Annotated in this window: 17 protein-coding genes; 5 read left to right on the top strand and 12 right to left on the bottom strand. The window is 66.3% G+C overall.

All coding sequences use genetic code 11. The annotated features are described in order from the left end of the window. Positions 1–4 precede the first annotated feature (4 nt). Genes CON77_RS03230 through CON77_RS03205 form a run of 6 tightly spaced genes read right to left on the bottom strand, consistent with a single transcriptional unit; the run spans position 5 to position 5,615 of the window. The gene (locus CON77_RS03230) at positions 5–559 is read right to left on the bottom strand and encodes a shikimate kinase (RefSeq protein WP_101047694.1); all 555 of its coding nucleotides are present in this window, start codon (positions 557–559) and stop codon (positions 5–7) included. Continuing rightward, the gene (locus tag CON77_RS03225; protein ID WP_439650508.1) at positions 559–2,676 is read right to left on the bottom strand and encodes a type IV pilus secretin PilQ; all 2,118 of its coding nucleotides are present in this window, start codon (positions 2,674–2,676) and stop codon (positions 559–561) included. Before CON77_RS03225 ends, CON77_RS03230 begins: the two co-directional genes overlap by 1 nt. Beyond that, complete coding sequence (locus CON77_RS03220) at positions 2,673–3,230, bottom strand: pilus assembly protein PilP (RefSeq protein ID WP_101047693.1); 558 nt, start codon at positions 3,228–3,230, stop codon at positions 2,673–2,675. The genes CON77_RS03225 and CON77_RS03220 overlap by 4 nt, the downstream gene beginning before the upstream one ends. Further along, on the bottom strand, positions 3,227–3,895 hold the full coding sequence (locus CON77_RS03215; RefSeq protein ID WP_101047692.1) for a type IV pilus inner membrane component PilO: 669 nt from the start codon (positions 3,893–3,895) through the stop codon (positions 3,227–3,229). Before CON77_RS03215 ends, CON77_RS03220 begins: the two co-directional genes overlap by 4 nt. 26 nt (positions 3,896–3,921) lie before the next feature. Then, entirely contained in the window at positions 3,922–4,536 is a 615-nt protein-coding gene (locus CON77_RS03210; RefSeq protein ID WP_101047691.1) for a PilN domain-containing protein, read from the bottom strand. Beyond that, positions 4,533–5,615: a pilus assembly protein PilM gene (locus CON77_RS03205; RefSeq protein WP_101047736.1), complete on the bottom strand. Its 1,083-nt coding sequence runs from the start codon at positions 5,613–5,615 to the stop codon at positions 4,533–4,535. The genes CON77_RS03210 and CON77_RS03205 overlap by 4 nt, the downstream gene beginning before the upstream one ends. Before the next feature lie 264 nt (positions 5,616–5,879). Here CON77_RS03205 and CON77_RS03200 point away from each other — a divergent pair, with 264 nt between their 5' ends. Continuing rightward, positions 5,880–8,249: a penicillin-binding protein 1A gene (locus CON77_RS03200; protein WP_101047690.1), complete on the top strand. Its 2,370-nt coding sequence runs from the start codon at positions 5,880–5,882 to the stop codon at positions 8,247–8,249. On the opposite strand, the gene cyaY is transcribed toward CON77_RS03200, so the two are convergent. Continuing rightward, a complete protein-coding gene (gene cyaY, locus CON77_RS03195) occupies positions 8,239–8,568 on the bottom strand; it encodes an iron donor protein CyaY (protein ID WP_101047689.1) in 330 nt (109 codons plus the stop codon). The two genes, CON77_RS03200 and cyaY, sit on opposite strands and share 11 nt — an antisense overlap. A 12-nt stretch (positions 8,569–8,580) precedes the next feature. Here cyaY and lptM point away from each other — a divergent pair, with 12 nt between their 5' ends. Beyond that, positions 8,581–8,829 (top strand): LPS translocon maturation chaperone LptM, encoded by a 249-nt coding sequence (lptM, locus tag CON77_RS03190; RefSeq protein ID WP_369407335.1) that lies wholly within the window; start codon positions 8,581–8,583, stop codon positions 8,827–8,829. Between the two features lie 18 nt (positions 8,830–8,847). After that, positions 8,848–10,146 (top strand): diaminopimelate decarboxylase, encoded by a 1,299-nt coding sequence (gene lysA / locus CON77_RS03185; protein ID WP_101047688.1) that lies wholly within the window; start codon positions 8,848–8,850, stop codon positions 10,144–10,146. A 6-nt stretch (positions 10,147–10,152) separates the two neighbouring features. Here the strand turns inward: lysA and msrQ are convergent, their stop codons facing one another. The 5 genes from msrQ to CON77_RS03160 form a co-directional block, all read right to left on the bottom strand. After that, positions 10,153–10,797, bottom strand: coding sequence for a protein-methionine-sulfoxide reductase heme-binding subunit MsrQ (gene msrQ / locus CON77_RS03180; protein WP_101047687.1), 645 nt, complete (start codon positions 10,795–10,797; stop codon positions 10,153–10,155). Between the two features lie 13 nt (positions 10,798–10,810). Next, positions 10,811–11,803 (bottom strand): protein-methionine-sulfoxide reductase catalytic subunit MsrP, encoded by a 993-nt coding sequence (gene msrP / locus CON77_RS03175; protein WP_101047734.1) that lies wholly within the window; start codon positions 11,801–11,803, stop codon positions 10,811–10,813. Positions 11,804–11,899: 96 nt separating this feature from the next. Next, positions 11,900–13,261, bottom strand: coding sequence for a c-type cytochrome biogenesis protein CcsB (gene ccsB, locus CON77_RS03170; RefSeq protein ID WP_101047686.1), 1,362 nt, complete (start codon positions 13,259–13,261; stop codon positions 11,900–11,902). Then, positions 13,258–15,402: a cytochrome c biogenesis protein ResB gene (locus CON77_RS03165; RefSeq protein ID WP_101047685.1), complete on the bottom strand. Its 2,145-nt coding sequence runs from the start codon at positions 15,400–15,402 to the stop codon at positions 13,258–13,260. The genes ccsB and CON77_RS03165 overlap by 4 nt, the downstream gene beginning before the upstream one ends. 192 nt (positions 15,403–15,594) lie before the next feature. Continuing rightward, positions 15,595–16,209 carry a c-type cytochrome gene (locus CON77_RS03160; RefSeq protein ID WP_101047684.1) on the bottom strand — a complete coding sequence of 205 codons (615 nt, stop codon included), beginning with the start codon at positions 16,207–16,209 and terminating at the stop codon, positions 15,595–15,597. A 107-nt stretch (positions 16,210–16,316) separates the two neighbouring features. Between CON77_RS03160 and yihA the strand changes: the two genes are divergently transcribed. Beyond that, positions 16,317–17,006, top strand: a complete 690-nt coding sequence (gene yihA / locus CON77_RS03155; RefSeq protein ID WP_101047683.1) for a ribosome biogenesis GTP-binding protein YihA/YsxC — start codon at positions 16,317–16,319, stop codon at positions 17,004–17,006. Then, positions 17,003–17,920, top strand: a complete 918-nt coding sequence (locus CON77_RS03150) for an alpha/beta fold hydrolase (RefSeq protein WP_101047682.1) — start codon at positions 17,003–17,005, stop codon at positions 17,918–17,920. The genes yihA and CON77_RS03150 overlap by 4 nt, the downstream gene beginning before the upstream one ends. The last annotated feature ends 6 nt before the right edge of the window (positions 17,921–17,926 follow it).

The following is a 17,926-nucleotide window of genomic DNA, read 5'->3' as shown; positions in this document are numbered from 1 at the left end:
CCGCCTAGTGTAGCGACGGCGCGGCCGACCCGACGGGCTCGGCCGGACGGCGACCGTCCAACTCCAGCTGCATCGCGATCATGTTCACCAGGGTCGCCACCGACGGCCGCCCGGTTTCGATGACGAAATGCGCGGTCTCGCGGTACAGCGGGTCGCGCACCGCGTACAGGTCACGCAGGCGCTGCAAAGGGTCATCGACCTGCAACAGGGGGCGGTTGCGGTCGTGCCGGACCCGGCGAAACACGTCCTCGGGGGCCGAACGCAGGTAGAACACCGTTGTGCGTTCGCGCAGGTGCCGGCGGTTGACCGGTCGCAACACCGCGCCGCCCCCGGTGGACAGGACGCAGGGTCCACCCTGGGTCAGTTCATCGATGACGGTCTGCTCCACGTCGCGAAACGCGTCCTCGCCTTCGCGGGCGAAGAATTCGCGGATGGTGCAGCCCAGACGCTCCTCGATCCGCTGGTCCGAATCGAGGAAAGGCAACTGCAAACGGCGCGCCAACTGCCGGCCGACCGTGGTTTTGCCGGAACCCGGCAAGCCTACCAGTGCGATCGGCATCAGCGCGTGGACACCGACAGGGCACTGCGGGCCTCTTCGTTCAGCACACGCGGGGTAATGAACACCAGCAATTCGGACTTGCGCAGGGAGCGCGTGCGCGACTTGAACAGGTTGCCCAGCACCGGCACGTCACCCAGACCCGGGACCTTGCTGGTGCCGTCCAACTCTTCCAGGCTGTAGATACCGCCGATCACGACCGTGCCACCGTTTTCCACCAGCACCTGGGTCTGCACGTTCTTGGTCTGGATGGCCGTGGTGTTGTTGAACACGATCGGGGAGTCGTTGCGGATGTCCAGCTTCATGATCACATCGCCTTCCGGCGTGATCTGTGGCGTGACGTCCAGCACCAGCGAGGCGCTCTCGAAATTGGTGTTGGCCGTGCCGTTCTGCTGGGTGGTGGTGACCGGGATGCGGCGACCGTCCTCGATGCGGGCCTTGCCCTGGTCGGCGGTCAGCACCCGCGGGCTGGCAATCGTCTTCAAACGGCCATCGGATTCGTTGGCGTCGATTTCCAGGTTCACCAGACGGCTCAGGTTCGGGCTGAACAAGGACAGGGCAAAGGTGCCACCGCTGGTGCTGGACGAGGGAATGGTCGTCACGTTGCTGCTGCTGGCGGCGCCCAACGAGCCAAAGCCGAAGGTGGTCTGGACCTTGTCCTTGTTGTTGTTGCTGATCAAAGTCACCGGCTGACTCATCCGACCGCCCAGACGCACGCCCAAGCTGCGGTTGAAGTCGTCGGTGGCTTCCACGATGCGGGCCTCGATCAGCACCTGGCGCACCGGCACATCCAACTTCTTGATCAATTCACCGATTTCGTCCAGCTTGGAGGAAATGTCGGTCACGAACAACTGGTTGGTGCGGGGTTCGGCAAACACCGAGCCCTGTTTGCTGAGCAGGCGAACCGCCGACTCGCCCGACCCCACCGCCGTGGTCAACTGCTTGGAGACGTCGTCGGCCTTGGCGAAATTCAGGCGGAAGCTTTGTGTGCGCACCGGCTCGAGTGCGCGGATCTGCTGGCGCGACTCCAGCTCGGCCTTTTCTTTGGCCAGGATCTCGGCTTGCGGCGCGATCCAAATCACGTTGCCGGTCTTGCGCATGCCCAGGCCCTTGGCCTGCAGCACGATGTCGAGGGCCTGGTCCCAGGGCACGTCCTTCAGGCGCAGGGTCACGTTGCCCGTCACCGTGTCCGAGGTGATGATGTTGAAGTTCGTGAAATCGGCGATCACCTGCAACAGGGAGCGGACCTCGATGTTCTGGAAGTTCAGCGACAGCTTTTCACCGCTGTAATTCGGCCCCTGGGTCAGTTTGTTGGGGTCGGTCTTGATCTCCCGGACCTCCAGCACGAACTGGTTGTCACTCTGGTAAGCGCTGTGTTCCCAGTTGCCGGTGGGCTCGATCAGCAGGCGCACCCGGTCACCGGCCTGGGTGGCCGTCACCATCCGCACCGGTGTGCCGAAATCGGCCACATCCAGACGCCGGCGCAGCCCCTCGGGCAGCGATGTTTTCAGGAACTCCACCACCAGGTTACGCCCCTGGCGTCGGATGTCGACACCCGTCTGGCTGTTGGCCAGGTTGACAACGACCCGCCCGGTGTTTTCGGTGCCACGGCGGAAATCGATGTCCGACAGCGGCGACACGTCGATGGCTTCGCTCGGGGCGGCGAACACCGTCTCGCCGGCCGTGGATTTGGCCACGGCGGCCTGCTGCAAGGTCACCAGCAGGGCATTGCCATCGAGGCGGGTTTCGTACCCCACCGACTGGTTCAGGTTGAGCACCACCCGGGTGCGATCGCCCGCCTCCACCACATTGGCCGAACGCAGGTTGCCCTGGTTGATCGGGAACAGGTTTTTTCCGCTGGCGTTGGTGGCGCCGGCAAAATCGAGCGCGATGCGGGCCGGAGACTGGATCGCGAACCCCACGGGCAATTGCTTCAGGGGTTCGCTCATCTGGATGCGGATCACTTCGCCACCGCCCTGGGTGGCCGCCGTGACCGATTGGATGGCCAGTTGGGCCTGGGCCAGACCCGCCATGAGCAAGGCCGACACCATGAACGTAAGTTTGCCTGTGCGCGACATGGTGCGACCCTGACTGTTGCCGGTGGTGTGCTTGTTGGTCATTTGCCGGTTCCCTCTTGTAGCTCCAAGGACGTCATGCGCTCGATCCACTCGCCTGCCGCATCCTGAACGATTTCCCTCAGCTTGATCTCACCCTCGGTGATGCCGAGGATGCGACCGTAGTTCTGCCCCAGGTAGTTGCCCACGCGAACCTGGTAGAGCAGGTTGTTGGCGCGCACCAGCGCGACCTTCTGCCCGCGCCGGTCCAGCAGCCCCACCATGACCATGGTGTCCAAAGGCAGGGCTTCGAGCGGCTCCTTGCGCCGGTTCACTTCGGCGGCCAGCAGACCCGTGGCGGCCGCCGTGGCGGCTTCGTCCTTGAAGGATCGGGTCAGCTTTTCATCACTGAACGGCGACAGCTCGGCCAACTGGGTGAATTCCTGCGGCACGTAAGGCTTGGGCTCGGAAACGGGCTCCACCTTGGGTTTGACGGTGTTGCGCTGCTCGGCCATCCACTGGCTCAGCTCCTCGTTGCCAGAGGTGCCGCAGGCGGACACCAAGGCAACCAACAGCAACAAGCCCCCCAGCCCTCGGACACGGTGCAGAGCGGATGTCATTTCTTCGCCCCCTGGTTCTTTTGCTGCGTCTTGACTTCGTCGGGATCCAGGTAACGGAAAGTCTTCGCAGTGGCGTCCATGGTCAGCACATCCGGACGGTTCGGGTTGAGCGACAGGTTGTTCAAGGTCACGATACGCGACAGGTGGGCCACGTCGGACACGAACAGCCCCACGTCGTTGTAGCTGCCGGTGACGCGCACGGTGATGGGCAGCTCGGCGTAGTAGTCACGCACGGTTTCCTGGCCCGGCCGGAACAGCTCGAACTGCAGCCCCCGGCCCAAGCCGGCCTGGTTGATGTCGGACAACAAGGCGTCCATCTCGGCCTTGCTGGGCAACTGCTTTTCCAACTGGGCCACGTATTGGCGCACCTGTTCCAACTGGGCTTTCAGGATTTCAAAATTGACCGTCTGGCCCAGCTTCTTGGTGTACTGGGCGCGCAACTCCGTCTCGCGGGTGCGCTCGGACTCCAACCGGACATCCAGGTCGGTCAACCAGAGGTACCACAAGGCCACCACCACCGCCACACCCACCACGCCAAGCAGCAGAAACCGGGGCAGGTTCGGCCACAAGGATGGATCGTTGGGATCCAGTCCCGTGAACTGGGTGCGGACCTTTTGCTGCAGAGCCGCGAAGTCGATCGAGGATTTTTTGGAGGTTTTGGCCATGGTGCTTGTCCGACGAAACCGCCGCCTCACGCCTTGCCTGCCGCGGGCTTGGCCGCCGCCGGGGTGGGTTCGGCCGGGGCCGGCCCTTTGGTCAAGGTCACGCGCATTGAAAAGTTGTAGACACGACGCTGGCCCCGCGCACCCAAGGTGGCGGTCGTGGCGGTGATTTCGATCAACTGCGGCTGGGTCAGCCAATCGCTGTGGCCACCCAGGTTGCGCAGCAACTCAGACACCCGCTCCTGCGACTGGGCCAGGCCGGTGAGGCTGATGGTCATGCCCTCCTGCCTCAAAGTCCGCAGGTACACGCCCTCGGGCAACTGGGTCACCATTTCGTTGAGCAGGTGCACCGGCAGGTTGCGGTCGGCCTGCAGGCTTTCCACCGCAGCCTGCCGCGCCTTCAGGCTGTTGAGCTCTTGTTGCAGCGTCGCGATCTCCTTGATCTGGACGTCGAGCTTGCGGATTTCGGTCTGCAGGAACTCGTTGCGCCGCTGCTGTTCGGCGATGCGGGCTTCGTAAAAGGCATAGATGGCCGCCGCCACCGCCAGACCGGCCACCGCAGCCAGCCCCAGGTGCACAAAGAACTGCTCGCGCCGCTTCTTGCGTGCCGCCTCGCGGTGCGGCAGGAGGTTGATGGTGATCATTGGCTGAACCTCCGCAGTGCCAGACCCGTGGCCACCAGGTAGGACGTCGCCTCCATGCTCAGGCGGCTGGCGGGGATGGACGGCGAGATCGACATGCCATCAAAGGGGTTGATGACCTTGCAGGGGAAGGAGGTCTGCCCCATGACGGCCTCGGCCAGCCCCGGCAGGGCAGCCGACCCGCCCGACAACAGGATGTGGTCCACCTTGTTGTGCGGCGTGCTGGTGAAAAAGAACTGGAGGGCACGGCCCAGTTCCTGGCCCAGGCCTTCCATGAAGGGGGCCAGGACCGTGTCCTGGTAATCGGTGGGCAAACCGGCGCCGGATTTTTTCTTGGCCTCGGCGTCGTCAAAGGAAATGCCGTACTGGCGCGCGATCTGGTTCGACAGCTGGACACCACCGAACACCTGGTCGCGCTCGTAAATCATCTCGTCGTTGCGGATCACCTGCAAGCTGGTGGCCTGCGACCCGACTTCGAAGAGGGCGATCAGCATGTTCCGCCCCTTGTTGGGCAGGGACTCGATCAGGCGCGAGGCGGCCAGGCGGGAGGCGTAGGACTCGACGTCCAACACCACCGGGTTCAGGCCCGCGGCCTCGGCCAGCCCCTGGCGGTCCGAGACCTTTTCCTTGCGCGAAGCGGCCAGCAGCACCTCGACGTAGTCCGGCACGTTGGCCGCCGGACCCACCACGCAGAAGTCCAGGCTGACCTCAGACAGTGGGAAGGGGATGTACTGGGTGGCCTCGGACTCGACCTGCAGCTCCAACTCGGCGTCGCTCAGACCGGCCGGCAGGTTGATTTTTTTGGTGATGACGGCCGAACCGGGCAGGGCCAGGGCCACGTTCTTGGTTTTGGTACCGGCTTTGCGCACCAGACGCCGCAAGGCCTCGGCCACTTCGTCGAACTTTTCGACGTTGCCTTCGTTGATCCAGCCCCGCTCCAAAGGCTCAATGGCACAGTGCTCCAGCACCATGCCGCCGTCCCGGCCACGCCCCAACTCGACCAGTTTGACCGTGGTGGAGCTGACATCAATGCCCAGAAGCGGCGCGGGCTCCCGGCTGAACATAGACCCCAGTGAGATCAATTCCATCCCCAAATGTGTGTGTTCGTTTCACGTCACCTGTGAACGTCCTGTTTCAATACTAGCAGCAAGCCGGCTTCGTCCACAAACAAAAGCGCTGCGGCTGCCAGCCCCGACGTTGTCAAAAACACACGTTGCCTCACTCGCTCACGGACACAGTATCCGCCATTTTTTGGCCGTGTTTACAAACTTTCACAGGGAATCCGGCGAAAAAGCGGCGGGCTGAGGCCCGGTTTTTATAATCGTGGCCAGCATTCCAAGGCCTGCATGACCCAACGCTCCCACCCCCAACCCGCCCCCGACCGCCCGAACCCATCGCCCCGCCGGGGGGGGCCGGGCCGGCTTCTGACCTGGCTGGTGGGGTTGGCCGCGGCGGGCGCCCTGGGTCTGGCGCTGGTGATCGGCCTGGGGCTGGCGATGGCCTACCCGAACCTGCCCGACGTGACGGAGCTGGCCGATTACCGCCCCAAGCTGCCGTTGCGGGTGTACGCCCGGGGCGGCGAGCTGATCGGCGAATTCGGCGAAGAGCGCCGCAACCTGCTGCCGTTCGAGGACATACCGGCGGTCATGGTCAATGCCGTGCTGGCGATCGAGGATGCCCGCTTCTTCGAGCACAACGGCATCGATTACCGCGGCATGCTGCGGGCCGCGCTGGCCAACCTGGCCGAGGCCAAGAGCCAGGGTGCGTCCACCATCACCATGCAGGTGGCACGCAACGTCTACCTGTCGAGTGAAAAAAGCTACCTGCGCAAGATCTATGAGGTGCTGCTGACCTTCAAGCTGGAACACCTGCTGACCAAGGAGCAGATCCTGGAGATCTACATGAACCAGATCTTCCTGGGACACCGGGCCTACGGCTTTGCCGCGGCCTCGCAGACCTACTTCGGCAAGCCGCTCAAGCAGGTGTCGGTCGCCGAAGCCGCGATGCTGGCCGGTTTGCCCAAAGCCCCTTCGGCCTACAACCCCATCAGCAACCCCAAGCGGGCCCGGGTGCGGCAGCTGTACATCATCGACCGGATGCTGGAGAACGGTTTCATCACCGCCGAGCAGGCCCGGGCCGCCAAGGACGAACCGCTGAAACTGCGCCAGATCGACCCGGACCAGTTCATCCACGCCGACTACCTGACGGAAATGGTGCGCCAATCGGTGTTTGAGCAGTACGGCGACGAGGCCTACACCCGCGGCCTGCAGGTTCACACCTCGGTCGATGCCCAGGCCCAGCGCCTGGCGCACAAGGTGGTGCGCCAGGGCGTGCTCGACTTCGAGCGGCGCCAGTTCTACCGCGGACCGGAGCGCTTCATCGACCTGCCCGCCGACAAGACGGCCCGCGAGGAGGCCATCGACCAGGCACTGACTGCCTTGCCCGACAACGGCACGCTGCTGACCGCGGTGGTGCTCGAAGCCACACCGCGCCGGGTGCTGCTGGTGCGGGGCGACGACACCCCGTTTGAAGTCACCGGCGCCGGACTGGAACCGGTGCGCTCCGGCTTGGCCGACAACGCCCCACCGCACCTGAAACTGCGCCCCGGGGCCGTGGTGCGCGCCGTCAAGGGCAGCGCCGGCTGGTACATCACCCAAACGCCCGAGGTGGAGACGGCCTTCGTCGCGCTGGACCCGCGCACCGGCGAAATCCGGGCGCTGGTCGGGGGCTTCGACTTCAACCGCAACAAGTTCAACCGGGTCACCCAGTCGCAGCGCCAGCCCGGCTCCAGCTTCAAGCCCTTCATCTACTCGGCCGCGCTGGAAAAAGGCATCACCCCGGCCACCGTGGTCAACGACGCGCCGCTGTTCTTCAGCGCCACGGTCACCGGCGGCAAACCCTGGGAGCCGAAGAACTACGACGGCAAGTTCGAAGGCCCGATGACGGTGCGCACCGCCCTGGCCAAATCGAAGAACATGGTGTCCATCAACATCCTGAAGGCGGTGGGCACCACCAGTGCGCAGGAGTGGGTGACGCGCTTCGGCTTCGAAGCCGAAAAACACCCCCCCTACCTGACCATGGCCTTGGGCGCGGGCTCGGTCACCCCGCTGCAGATGGCCAGCGCCTACGCCGTGTTCGCCAACGGGGGGCATTACGTGCCGCCGATGCTGATCACCCGCATCACCGACCAGCGCGGCAAGGTGCTGATGGCGTCCCCGCCCCACCTACCGGACGAGTCGCAGCGCGTCATCCCCGAGCGCAACGCTTTCATCATGAGCCAGTTGCTGCAGGAAATCACGCGTTCGGGCACCGCGGCCCGTGCCCAGGCCACGCTCAAACGCCCAGACCTGTATGGCAAGACGGGCACCACCAACGACTCGATCGACGCCTGGTTCGTGGGCTACCACCCCACCCTGTCGGCCGCGGTCTGGATGGGCTACGACACGCCGCGCAACCTGGGCCGCCAGGCCACCGGCGGCGCCCTGAGCCTGCCCGTGTGGGTGCAGTTCATGGGCGAAGCCCTGCGCAACGTGCCGGTGCAGGAACCGGTGGCCCCGGCCGGGGTGGTGTTCACCCAGGGGGAATGGTTCTACGAGGAATACCAGCCCGGCTCGGGCGTGGCCAGTCTGGGCATGAACGCGGGCAGCGCCGAAGCCGGAGCCCCCGAAGCCGAGTCCCAGGAAAAGCGCAACATCCTCGACCTGTTCAGGAACTGAAGACCAGAGCCTGCCCCGACTGGGCCGAGGCCTCCCGGCTCAGGTGGGCAAAAAATTCACCGGCGCCCTTGGTGTCCATCCAGCACTGGCCGTCGAATTTGTAGTGGTAGCCGCCGGAACGGGCCGCCATCCAGATTTCGTGCAAGGGTTTCTGCAGGTTGATCACGATCTGGCTGCCGTTGCGGAACACCAGCGTGATCATGCCGCCCACCCGCTGATTGTCGACGTCGGCATCGGTTTCGTCGTTGATGCGGTCGCACGCCGCCTCGATCGCCTGCAGGGCGGTTTCGGCGCGGTCCATGTATTCCAGGTCGGTCATTACAATTCCTCGATGTTCACATTTCGCCAAATTTTAGGCCGGCGTTCGGCCACCACCCCGGATGCAGCACTTGACCGGGCCGCGGCCGTGGGCATGTGGGGACGTGGAGGGTGCGCGGCCGCCCTGGCACTGGCCCTCGCGGCGTGCGGCCAGAAAGGTCCGCTCTACCTGCCTGCCCCCACCACCCCGACCGCCGCGGTGCCGGACGCGTCCCGCACCCCCACACCCCAGCCCGACGCGACCGCCCCCCGCCGCCCCTGATTTCCATCCCGCTTGCCCATGGCCCAGCCCTCCCCTTCCGATCTCCGCCTGCCCGGCCACCCGCACTTCGCCTACCGCAACGGCGAGTTGATGGTGGAAGACCTGTCCGTGTCGGCGCTGGCGCGCACGCACGGCACGCCTCTGTTCGTCTACTCGCAATCCGCCATGCTGGCGGCCCTGGCCGCCTACCAGCGAGGCTTTGCCGGGCGCCAGGCCCTCATCTGCTACGCGATGAAGGCCAACTCCTCGCTCGCGGTGCTGCAGACCTTCGTGAATGCCGGCTGCGGCCTGGACATCGTTTCGGGCGGGGAACTGGCCCGCGCATTGCGCACCGGGGTGGCCCCGGAAAAAGTGATTTTTTCCGGCGTGGGCAAAACCCGCGCCGAGATGCGCCAGGCGCTGGAGGCCGGCATCGGCTGCTTCAACGTCGAAAGCCTGGCCGAACTCGATGTGCTGAACGAGGTGGCCGCGGCCCTGGGCCGGCGTGCGCCGGTCAGCCTGCGCGTCAACCCCGACGTGGACGCCAAGACCCACCCCTACATCTCCACCGGCCTCAAGGGCAACAAATTCGGCATCGCCCACGACGCGGTGCTGCAAGCCTACCGGCACGCGGCCCAGCTGCCCGGGCTGCGGGTGGTCGGCATCGACTGCCACATCGGCTCACAGATCACCGAGATGTCGCCCTACCTCGACGCCATGGACCGCATCCTGGACCTGGTGGACGCGATCGAAGCCAGCGGTATTGCGCTGGAACACATCGACTTCGGTGGCGGCCTGGGCATCGACTACCAGGGCGACACGCCGCCCGCGGCCGACGCCCTGTGGCAGGCCCTGCTGGCCAAGCTGGACGCGCGCGGCCACGGCCAGCGCAAGCTGCTGATCGAGCCGGGCCGTTCCCTGGTGGGCAACGCCGGCCTCTGCGTGACCGAAACGGTGTGTCTGAAACCCGGCGAGCAGAAGAACTTCCTGGTGGTGGACGCGGCCATGAACGACCTGCCCCGACCCGCCATGTACGAGGCCTACCACGCCATCGTCCCGCTGCAGCCGCGCGCGGGCGAGCCCACGGTCTGGGACGTGGTCGGGCCGGTCTGCGAAAGCGGCGACTGGCTGGGCCGCGACCGGGCCATGAACGTGCAGCCCGGCGATCTCCTGGCGGTCTGTTCGGCCGGCGCCTATTGCATGAGCATGTCGAGCAACTACAACACCCGCGGCCGGGCGGCCGAGGTGCTGGTACGCGGCGACCGGGCGCAACTGATCCGCACCCGCGAAACCGTGGACGACCAGCTGCGCCTCGAATCCCAGCTGTCGCTGGGCTGAGGCCGTTCAGTCACGGGGGCGCAAACCCACTGGCGCGCCACCCGCAGAACGCGGGGCGCGTGCCCACCGCCCCACACGCCAGCCCAGCAGCAGGGCCAGCAGACCGGCGTAAACATACACCTCGGTGAAGTGGTTCTTGCCGGCACGCATCCAGTAAAAATGCGCAATGGCCAGGCCCGCCACCGCGTACACCGCCTGGTGCAGGCGCCTCCATCGGGCGGCACCCAGCCAGCGCATGGCGCGGTTGAATGAGGTGGCGGCCAGGGGCAGCAGACACAGCCACGCCACGAACCCCAGGGCGATGAACGGGCGCTGGGCCACGTCGCTGGCCACCTCGTCCAAGCCCAGGCCCATGTCGAGCCAGGCGTAGGCCAGCGCGTGCTGGCTGGCGTACGCAAACGTCCACACCCCCAGGCCACGCCGCCAAGCGGCCAACGCCGCCAGGCCGAACGCCTGCCGCAATGGGGTGATCAGCAAGGTGAGGCACAGCAGGCGCAGGGTCCAGTCGCCAAGCCCGCGGATGAGGGCCTCGGCCGGATTCGCCCCCAGGCGGTCGGTGAAACCGGCCCACCAGAGCCACATGGCCGGCAGCGCGCACAGGACCAGCAGCGTGGGCTTGACCCAGGGGGCGGCCAGACGGCGTTGCCACATGGCGGGCTTGCGCTCAGTAAAAACGGCGCAAATCCATGCCCGCGTACAGCTGGCCAACCTGCTCGCCGTAACCGTTGAAGGGCAAGGTCTTGCGGCGCTTGGCCAGCAGGCCTCCCTCGCCGATGCGGCGCTCGCTGGCCTGGCTCCAGCGCGGGTGCGCCACGTCGGGATTGACGTTGGAATAGAAACCGTATTCCTGCGGAGCCGCCACGTTCCAGGCGGTGGCCGGCTGTTTGTCCACGAAACGGATCTTCACCAGCGATTTGCCGCTCTTGAAGCCGTATTTCCACGGCACCACCACGCGCACGGGCGCGCCGTTCTGCTGGGGCAAGACCTCGCCGTACATGCCGAACGCCAACATCGTCAGCGGGTGCAGGGCCTCGTCCAGGCGCAGGCCTTCCACATAGGGCCACAGCAGGACGCTGGAGCGCAGACCGGGCATGGCCTCGCGGTCGGCCAGGGTGTGGAATTCGACGAACTTGGCACTGCCCAGGGGCTGGGCCTGGCGCACCAGGGCGGCCAGCGAATAGCCCACCCAGGGAATCACCATGGACCAGCCTTCGACACAACGCAGGCGGTAGATCCGCTCCTCCATGGGCGCCAGCCGCAGCAGCTCGTCCAGGTCATAGGTGCGGGGCTTGGCCACCAGCCCCTCGACCTGGACGGTCCAGGGCCGGGTTTTCATGCGGCCGGCCAGGCGGGCCGGATCGGCCTTGTCCAGACCGAACTCGTAGAAGTTGTTGTACGTGCTGGCGTCGCGGTAGGGAGTGGGGGCTTCGGCGGTGAGCGCCCCCGGGACGTCCGAAGGCACACCGGCCAAGGCCGGTAAGCGCCCCGGCCGGCCCTCGGCCCAGGCCTGGCGCCCGGCCCAGGCAACCAGCGTGACACCGCCCAGCCCCCAGGCTGCCTGCTGCAGCCAGCGACGCCGTTCCTGGTAGACCGCGCGCGGGGTGATCTCACTGGGAATGGGGTGCTGAAATCCGTCTTGTCCGGTGCGGATCCTCATGGCGACTTCCTTTCGTGCGGTGGGGTGCAGCATCAGAGCCCAGAAATGGCACGGGGGTTCCGCGGAACCCCCGTGTGCCCAGTCACGCAGACGGCATCACAACTCGCCGTAGCTGTGGAGGCCGCTCAGGAACATGTTCACGCCGAGGAAGGCGAAGGTGGTGACCACCAGGCCCACCAGCGCCCACCAGGCCGCCACGGTGCCGCGCAGGCCTTTCATGAGGCGCATGTGCAACCAGGCGGCGTAGTTCAACCAGACGATCAGGGCCCAGGTTTCCTTCGGGTCCCAGCTCCAGTAACCGCCCCAGGCCTCGGCCGCCCACAGCGCGCCCAGCACGGTGGCGATGGTGAAGAAGGCAAAGCCGACGGCGATGGCCTTGTACATCACGTCGTCCAGCACTTCCAGCGCGGGCAGGCGCTCGGCGATGCGGCCGCGCGCAGCCAGGATGCCGCCGACGATCAGGGCCGAAACGCCGAAGTACACGAACCAATAACTGCCGCCGCCGCTGGTGGCACCTTGGCGGAACACCAGGGGCTCGAAGCACAGCACCACGCCCAGCAACCAGAGAGGCGCGAGCTTGTACCAGCGGGTTTCGCCGGCGCTTTGCTTGATCAGGTAGGCAAAGGCCAGCATGGCGGCGATAGCAAAGGTGCCGTAGCCGATGAAGTTGGCCGGCACGTGCAGCTTCATCCACCAGCTTTGCAGCGCCGGCACCAGCGGCTGGATCTGGTGGGCTTCGCGCACCACGGTGTACCACAGCAAAAAGCCCACGGCGGCGCTGACCACCAGCATCACGAAAGCACCCATGCGGCGGGTCTGGTAGCGGTCTTCGTAGTACAGGTAGTAGGCGGCGGTGAGCCAGGAGAACAGCACGAACACTTCGTACAGGTTGCTCACTGGGATGTGGCCGATGTCCGGACCCAGCAGGTAGCTTTCATACCAGCGCACCAGCGAGCCGACCAAGGCCAGCGTCACCGCCACCCAGGCCAGGCGCGAGCCGAGTTTTTCGAAGGCGTCGGCGTTGGCTCGCGAGAAAATCCCGACCCAGAAAAACGCGGTGCTCATGAAGAACAGCATGCTCATCCACAAGATGGCGGACTGGCTGGAGAGGAAGTACTTGAGCAGGAAGGCCTCGTCGGCGCGGGCCACCTGCGGCGCCCCATCGACCTGGTAGAGCCAGATGGCCAGCAGGGCCAGACCGGCAGCGGCCACCGTCAGCAGGCGCACCGGCCGCCAGAACCAGGCCAGCGCGGTCAGGCTGGGCACGGTACCGACGAGGATGGCTTTTTCGTAGCCGTCCATGTGGTCGCCGTACAGGAACAGCGCACCGGCACCGGCGGCGGCAACCAGCAGGGCATACAGCCAGTCCCACAGGTTGCGGCGGGCGAAGTAGCCCGGGCGCAGGCCGACGGTGCCGCCGCCTCGTTTCAGGTCCAGGGTGTGGGTCGCAGCGTTCATGGTGTCACCTCGGTCGGGTTCTGCAGCAAGCGTTGTTTCAAGGTTTCAAATTCGCGGTCGTTGTCCATCAGCTTGCGGTTGGACGACAGCGCCATGCTGGCCTGCGCGCCCCCGCCCTGGGGCGACAACCAGATCCACAGGCGGCGCTCGCGCACGTACAGCATGGCAAAAACCCCCAGGATGAGCAAGAGGCAGCCCAGGTAGACGATGTTCTTGCCCGGCGCGCGGGCCACCTGGAAGACGCTGGCCTGGACCTGCTCGAAGTCGGTCAACTGGAAAGTCAGGGGCGCGGGGTAGAAGAAGCCGTCGCTCAGGCTCAGCACCGCCTGAGTCATGAAGGCGGCGTTCTGCTCGCCGCGCTCGGCCGGCTTCAGGCCGGCGCGCTCGCGGCTCAACTGGTACAGCTCGAACAGGGTGCCGTTGAGGATGCGCAACAGCACTTCGCCGGCGCGATCGCGCTCGGCCTCGGGCACGTTGGCCTCCATGAAGGCCGACACCGCCTGCAGACCGCCCAGTTTGGGCTGGCCGTTGTGCGGCAGCTTGGCCAGCTCGGGGTCCACCCCGGCGAACAGGTCGATGGCGCGTTGGGCCGACAGGCTCAGGGCCTGCGCCAGTTCTTCGCGCTGGCCGCGGGTGGCGTCCTTGGCGTAACGGCGCACCGCCTCGCGGCGCAGCGTGGCGTCGTCCAGGGCAGCACGCAGGCGCACGTAACCGTCCATCGCGTCGTTTTCGTCGGCCGGCAGGCGCAGGTAGCGGAAGGCCTCGGCCGGGGTGTCGCGCACACCCAGCACGAACACGCGCGTGCCGTCCAGGTCGATCGGCAGCATGTAGTTGTGGTATTCGCGGGCCTGACCGGCCGCGTCGCGCAGCTTGTAGGTCACGCTCGGCCCCACGTTGCGCAGCTTTTTCTCGGTCATGGTCTTGTGGGCCGACCCCAGGCGCCCTTCGATGGCCTGGCGCAGGTCCACCTTGCGCACATCGGCACCGCTGCCGGCCTGGCCGCCGCCGAAGTTCTCGACGTTGATCACGCGCAGGCCGGTGAACTCCAACTGCATGCGGGCATCGCCGTTGCTCAGGGCGGTGCTTTCGCCGACACGCCCTTGCACCTCGAAACCTTTGAAGGCCCCGCCCATGGGCACGGCCTTGAGCTTGAGCCGCGAGCCACCGTCGTCGAAGCTGGACTGGTAGATCTGGATGCCGCGGTAGCTCACCGGGTGGTTCACCTCGACCCGGGCTTCCTCGGTTTCGCCGGTGTAGCGGTCGTGGATCACGATGTCGCTGGCGAACAGCTTGGGCATGCCGGTGGAGTAGTACTCGACCACGAACTTCTTCAATTCGACATCGAAAGGCAGGTCCTGCAGGATCACGCCCTGCGGCTGCGCCAGCAGCGCGGTGCCCGAACGGGTGCCTTCGGTCACCAGCAGGTTGCCGCGGAAGGTCGGGTTGCGGTCGCTCAGGCGGTGCTCGGGCGCCACATCGGCGATCAGGCCACCGCCGGTGAACGGCGTCTTGCCGTTGAACCACATCTGCGCGCGCACCACCAGGTCGCCGTCGAACAGGCCGCCGATGCACACCAGCACGATGGCGACGTGGGCGGCGATGTAGCCCAGCTTGTTCGCCGCACCGGCCTTGGCCGCCACCATCCATCCCGGGCCTTCGGGCGTGTCGCGCCGCTGCAAACGCACCTTCCAGCCCGAGGCGATCAGCGCCTGGCCCATGCGCTGGGCAGCGGCTTCGGTGCCTTCGGCCAGGGTGGCCTGCGCCTTGTGCGGGAAGGCCTTGAGGCTTTGCTCGCGGATGTTTTCCTTGTACTGGCGCAGGTCGGTGAAGATCTTGGGCGTGTTGCGCACGATGCACAAGCTGGTGCTGACCACCAGAAACGCCAGGATGAGCAGGAACCACCAGGCGCTGTAGACCGAGTAGAGGCTCAAGGCCCCGAACACCTCGGACCAGAACGGGCCGAACTGGTTGACGTAGTTGTTCAGCGGCTCGTGCTGCTTGAGCACGGTGCCCACCACCGAGGCGATGCAGATCACCGTCAGCAGCGAGATGGCAAAGCGCATGGACGACAGCAGTTCCACCGCCGCGCTCAGCCGTTGCGAGCCGCTTTTGAGTTCGATACCAGCGGTGGATGCGGTCATGTCAACAAGCAAATGGCAAGAAAAAAGGCAGGTCCGAAAAGGACCTGCCCTGACTGTGAGTCAATTGCCGGCAATCGGTTCAATGCACAGGGCCGAAAGGATTGTCCGGCTGAATATTAACGCTGGCTTATGGATGTACCGAATCCCGACTTGGTGCTGGGGCCACTGGCGCGTGCACGGGGCCCCATGGGGTCAGCGCAGGCCGGCGATGTAGTCGGCCACGGCCGCGATTTCCTTGTCGGTCATGTAGGCGGAGATCTGGGCCATTTGCGTGCTGTTCTTGCGCTCGCCGGCGCGGAACGCCTTCATCTGGGTGCTGGTGTAGTCGGCGTGCTGGCCTGCCAGGCGCGGGTACTGCGCCGGGATGCCGACGCCGTTGGGCGCGTGGCAGCCGGCACAGGCGGCCACCTTGCGGTCGGCAATGCCGCCGCGGTAAATGCGCTCGCCCAGGGTCACCAAGTCTTTGTCGCGCGAGAAGCCGGTCTTGGCCGGCTGGCTGGCCAACCAGTAGGACACATTGCGCATGTCGGCTTCCGACATCGCGGCCGCGAAACCGGCCATCACGGCGTTCGCGCGCTTGCCGGACTTGAATTCCTGCAACTGCTTGACCAGGTATTCCGGGTGCTGCTGGGCCAGCTTGGGGTTGGCGGCCACGGTGGAGTTGCCGTCCGCGGCGTGACAGGCCACGCACACCTGACCGAACAGCTCGGCGCCCTTCTTCAGGTCGGGTTTGGCGGCCTGCGCGTGCACAGACAGAGACAGCGTGGCGAGTGCGGCGGCACCGATGAGAGAGGCGATGAATTTCATTTCGTGGGCAGTGGGCGTGGATTGCTACGAAGTCGCCCCCCTGGCACAGGGCCGTGCGGAGGCAAATCGAACAGATTTTACAATGTCCGATGACCACAGATTTTCCCATGAGCCCCAACACCCCTCCGGCCAGCCCTTTGGTGGACGCCAAAACCGCCAACGGCTGGCTGCACACGGCCCGTTTCCTGACCGAAGCCCCGCAGCTGCACCACCTGCCCGCCCTCGACGTGCCCGAGGTCGCCTTCGTCGGCCGATCGAACGCGGGCAAGTCCACCTGCATCAACACCCTGACGCAGCAAAAGCGGCTGGCCTTCGCCTCCAAAACGCCGGGGCGCACGCAAAGCATCAACCTGTTCGCCCTGGGCAAGCAAGGCGCCACCGACGCGGTGCTCGCCGACCTGCCCGGCTACGGCTACGCCGCGGTGCCGCAGGAGGCCAAGCGCCGCTGGCAGCAGGTCATGGCCAACTACCTGGTCAGTCGCCCCAACCTGACCGGCGTGGTGCTGCTGTGCGACCCGCGCCTGGGCCTGACCGAGCTCGACGAAGCCCTGCTCGACGTCATCCGCCCGCGGGTGGCGCAGGGCCTGAAGTTTCTGGTGCTGCTCACCAAAGCCGACAAGCTCACCCGCGCCGAAGCGAACAAGGCCCTGTCGATTGCGCGACTGCAGGCCGGCGGCGGCGAGGCGAAACTGTTCTCTGCCCTGAAAAAACAGGGCATCGACGAAGTCGCCCTCACGCTGTGGCACTGGACGCACGCTGCCCCGGCCCCCGACACCCCGCCGCCCGACACACCATGATCCACACCCGCACCGTCCGACTCCCCCACGGCATCGACCTGGTCTGCCGTACCGCAGGGGAAGCCGGGCGGCCGGTGCTGCTGTTCCTGCACGGCTTTCCCGAAGCCGCCTTCGTCTGGGACGAGCTGCTGCAGCACTTTGCGCAGCCGGCACACGGCGGCTACCACTGCGTGGCGCCCAACCTGCGCGGCTACGCCGGCTCCAGTGCACCAGCGGATGTGGCCGCCTACCGCGCCAAGCACCTGGTGCAGGACATCGCCGCCCTGATCGCCGACATCACCGCCGACAGCCCCGACCCCGGACGGGTGCACGCCCTGATCGCCCACGACTGGGGCGGCGCCGTGGCCTGGGGCGTGGCGGCCCAGCACCCGGCGCAGGTGCGACGGCTGGCCATCCTGAACGCCCCGCACGCCGCCACCTTCCTGCGCGACCTGCAGGCCGACCTCGCCCAACAGGCGGCCAGCGCTTACATGAACTTCCTGGTGCGCCCGGACGCCGAAGCCCTGCTGGCCGAAAACGACTTTGCCCGCCTCTGGCCCTTTTTCACGAACATGGGCGATGGCGGGCGCTGCGACTGGCTGACCGAACCGCTGCGCGAGCAGTACCGCGCCGCCTGGCGCCAGGGCCTGAACGGCCCGCTGAACTACTACCGCGCCTCGCCCCTGCGCCCAGCCACTGCCCAGGACCCGGGCGCCCAGGCCGTGCAACTGCCCGACGCCTTGCTGCGCGTCACCGTGCCCACCCTGGTGGTGTGGGGCCTGCGCGACCACGCGCTGCTGCCCGGCCTGCTGGACGGACTGGACGCCCACGTGCCCGATCTGCGCATCGAGCGCCTGGCCGACGCTTCGCACTGGCTGCTGCACGAACGACCGGCCCAGGTGCAGGCGCTGCTGGCCGACTTCGTTCAAGGCTGACCCGAC

The sequence above is a fragment of the Macromonas nakdongensis genome (assembly GCF_002837145.1).
In the GTDB taxonomy this organism is placed as follows: domain Bacteria; phylum Pseudomonadota; class Gammaproteobacteria; order Burkholderiales; family Burkholderiaceae_C; genus Macromonas_B; species Macromonas_B nakdongensis.
Note: the sequence above shows the minus strand (reverse complement) of the source record. Positions and strands in the feature narration are given on the sequence as shown.

Coding starts and splice junctions, on each gene's coding strand:
- CON77_RS03230 (WP_101047694.1), bottom strand. CDS start 559: ATGCCGATCGCACTGGTAGGCTTGCCGGGTTCCGGCAAAACCACGGTC.
- CON77_RS03225 (WP_439650508.1), bottom strand. CDS start 2,676: ATGACCAACAAGCACACCACCGGCAACAGTCAGGGTCGCACCATGTCG.
- CON77_RS03220 (WP_101047693.1), bottom strand. CDS start 3,230: ATGACATCCGCTCTGCACCGTGTCCGAGGGCTGGGGGGCTTGTTGCTG.
- CON77_RS03215 (WP_101047692.1), bottom strand. CDS start 3,895: ATGGCCAAAACCTCCAAAAAATCCTCGATCGACTTCGCGGCTCTGCAG.
- CON77_RS03210 (WP_101047691.1), bottom strand. CDS start 4,536: ATGATCACCATCAACCTCCTGCCGCACCGCGAGGCGGCACGCAAGAAG.
- CON77_RS03200 (WP_101047690.1), top strand. CDS start 5,880: ATGACCCAACGCTCCCACCCCCAACCCGCCCCCGACCGCCCGAACCCA.
- cyaY (WP_101047689.1), bottom strand. CDS start 8,568: ATGACCGACCTGGAATACATGGACCGCGCCGAAACCGCCCTGCAGGCG.
- lptM (WP_369407335.1), top strand. CDS start 8,581: ATGTTCACATTTCGCCAAATTTTAGGCCGGCGTTCGGCCACCACCCCG.
- lysA (WP_101047688.1), top strand. CDS start 8,848: ATGGCCCAGCCCTCCCCTTCCGATCTCCGCCTGCCCGGCCACCCGCAC.
- msrQ (WP_101047687.1), bottom strand. CDS start 10,797: ATGTGGCAACGCCGTCTGGCCGCCCCCTGGGTCAAGCCCACGCTGCTG.
- msrP (WP_101047734.1), bottom strand. CDS start 11,803: ATGAGGATCCGCACCGGACAAGACGGATTTCAGCACCCCATTCCCAGT.
- ccsB (WP_101047686.1), bottom strand. CDS start 13,261: ATGAACGCTGCGACCCACACCCTGGACCTGAAACGAGGCGGCGGCACC.
- CON77_RS03165 (WP_101047685.1), bottom strand. CDS start 15,402: ATGACCGCATCCACCGCTGGTATCGAACTCAAAAGCGGCTCGCAACGG.
- CON77_RS03160 (WP_101047684.1), bottom strand. CDS start 16,209: ATGAAATTCATCGCCTCTCTCATCGGTGCCGCCGCACTCGCCACGCTG.
- yihA (WP_101047683.1), top strand. CDS start 16,317: ATGAGCCCCAACACCCCTCCGGCCAGCCCTTTGGTGGACGCCAAAACC.
- CON77_RS03150 (WP_101047682.1), top strand. CDS start 17,003: ATGATCCACACCCGCACCGTCCGACTCCCCCACGGCATCGACCTGGTC.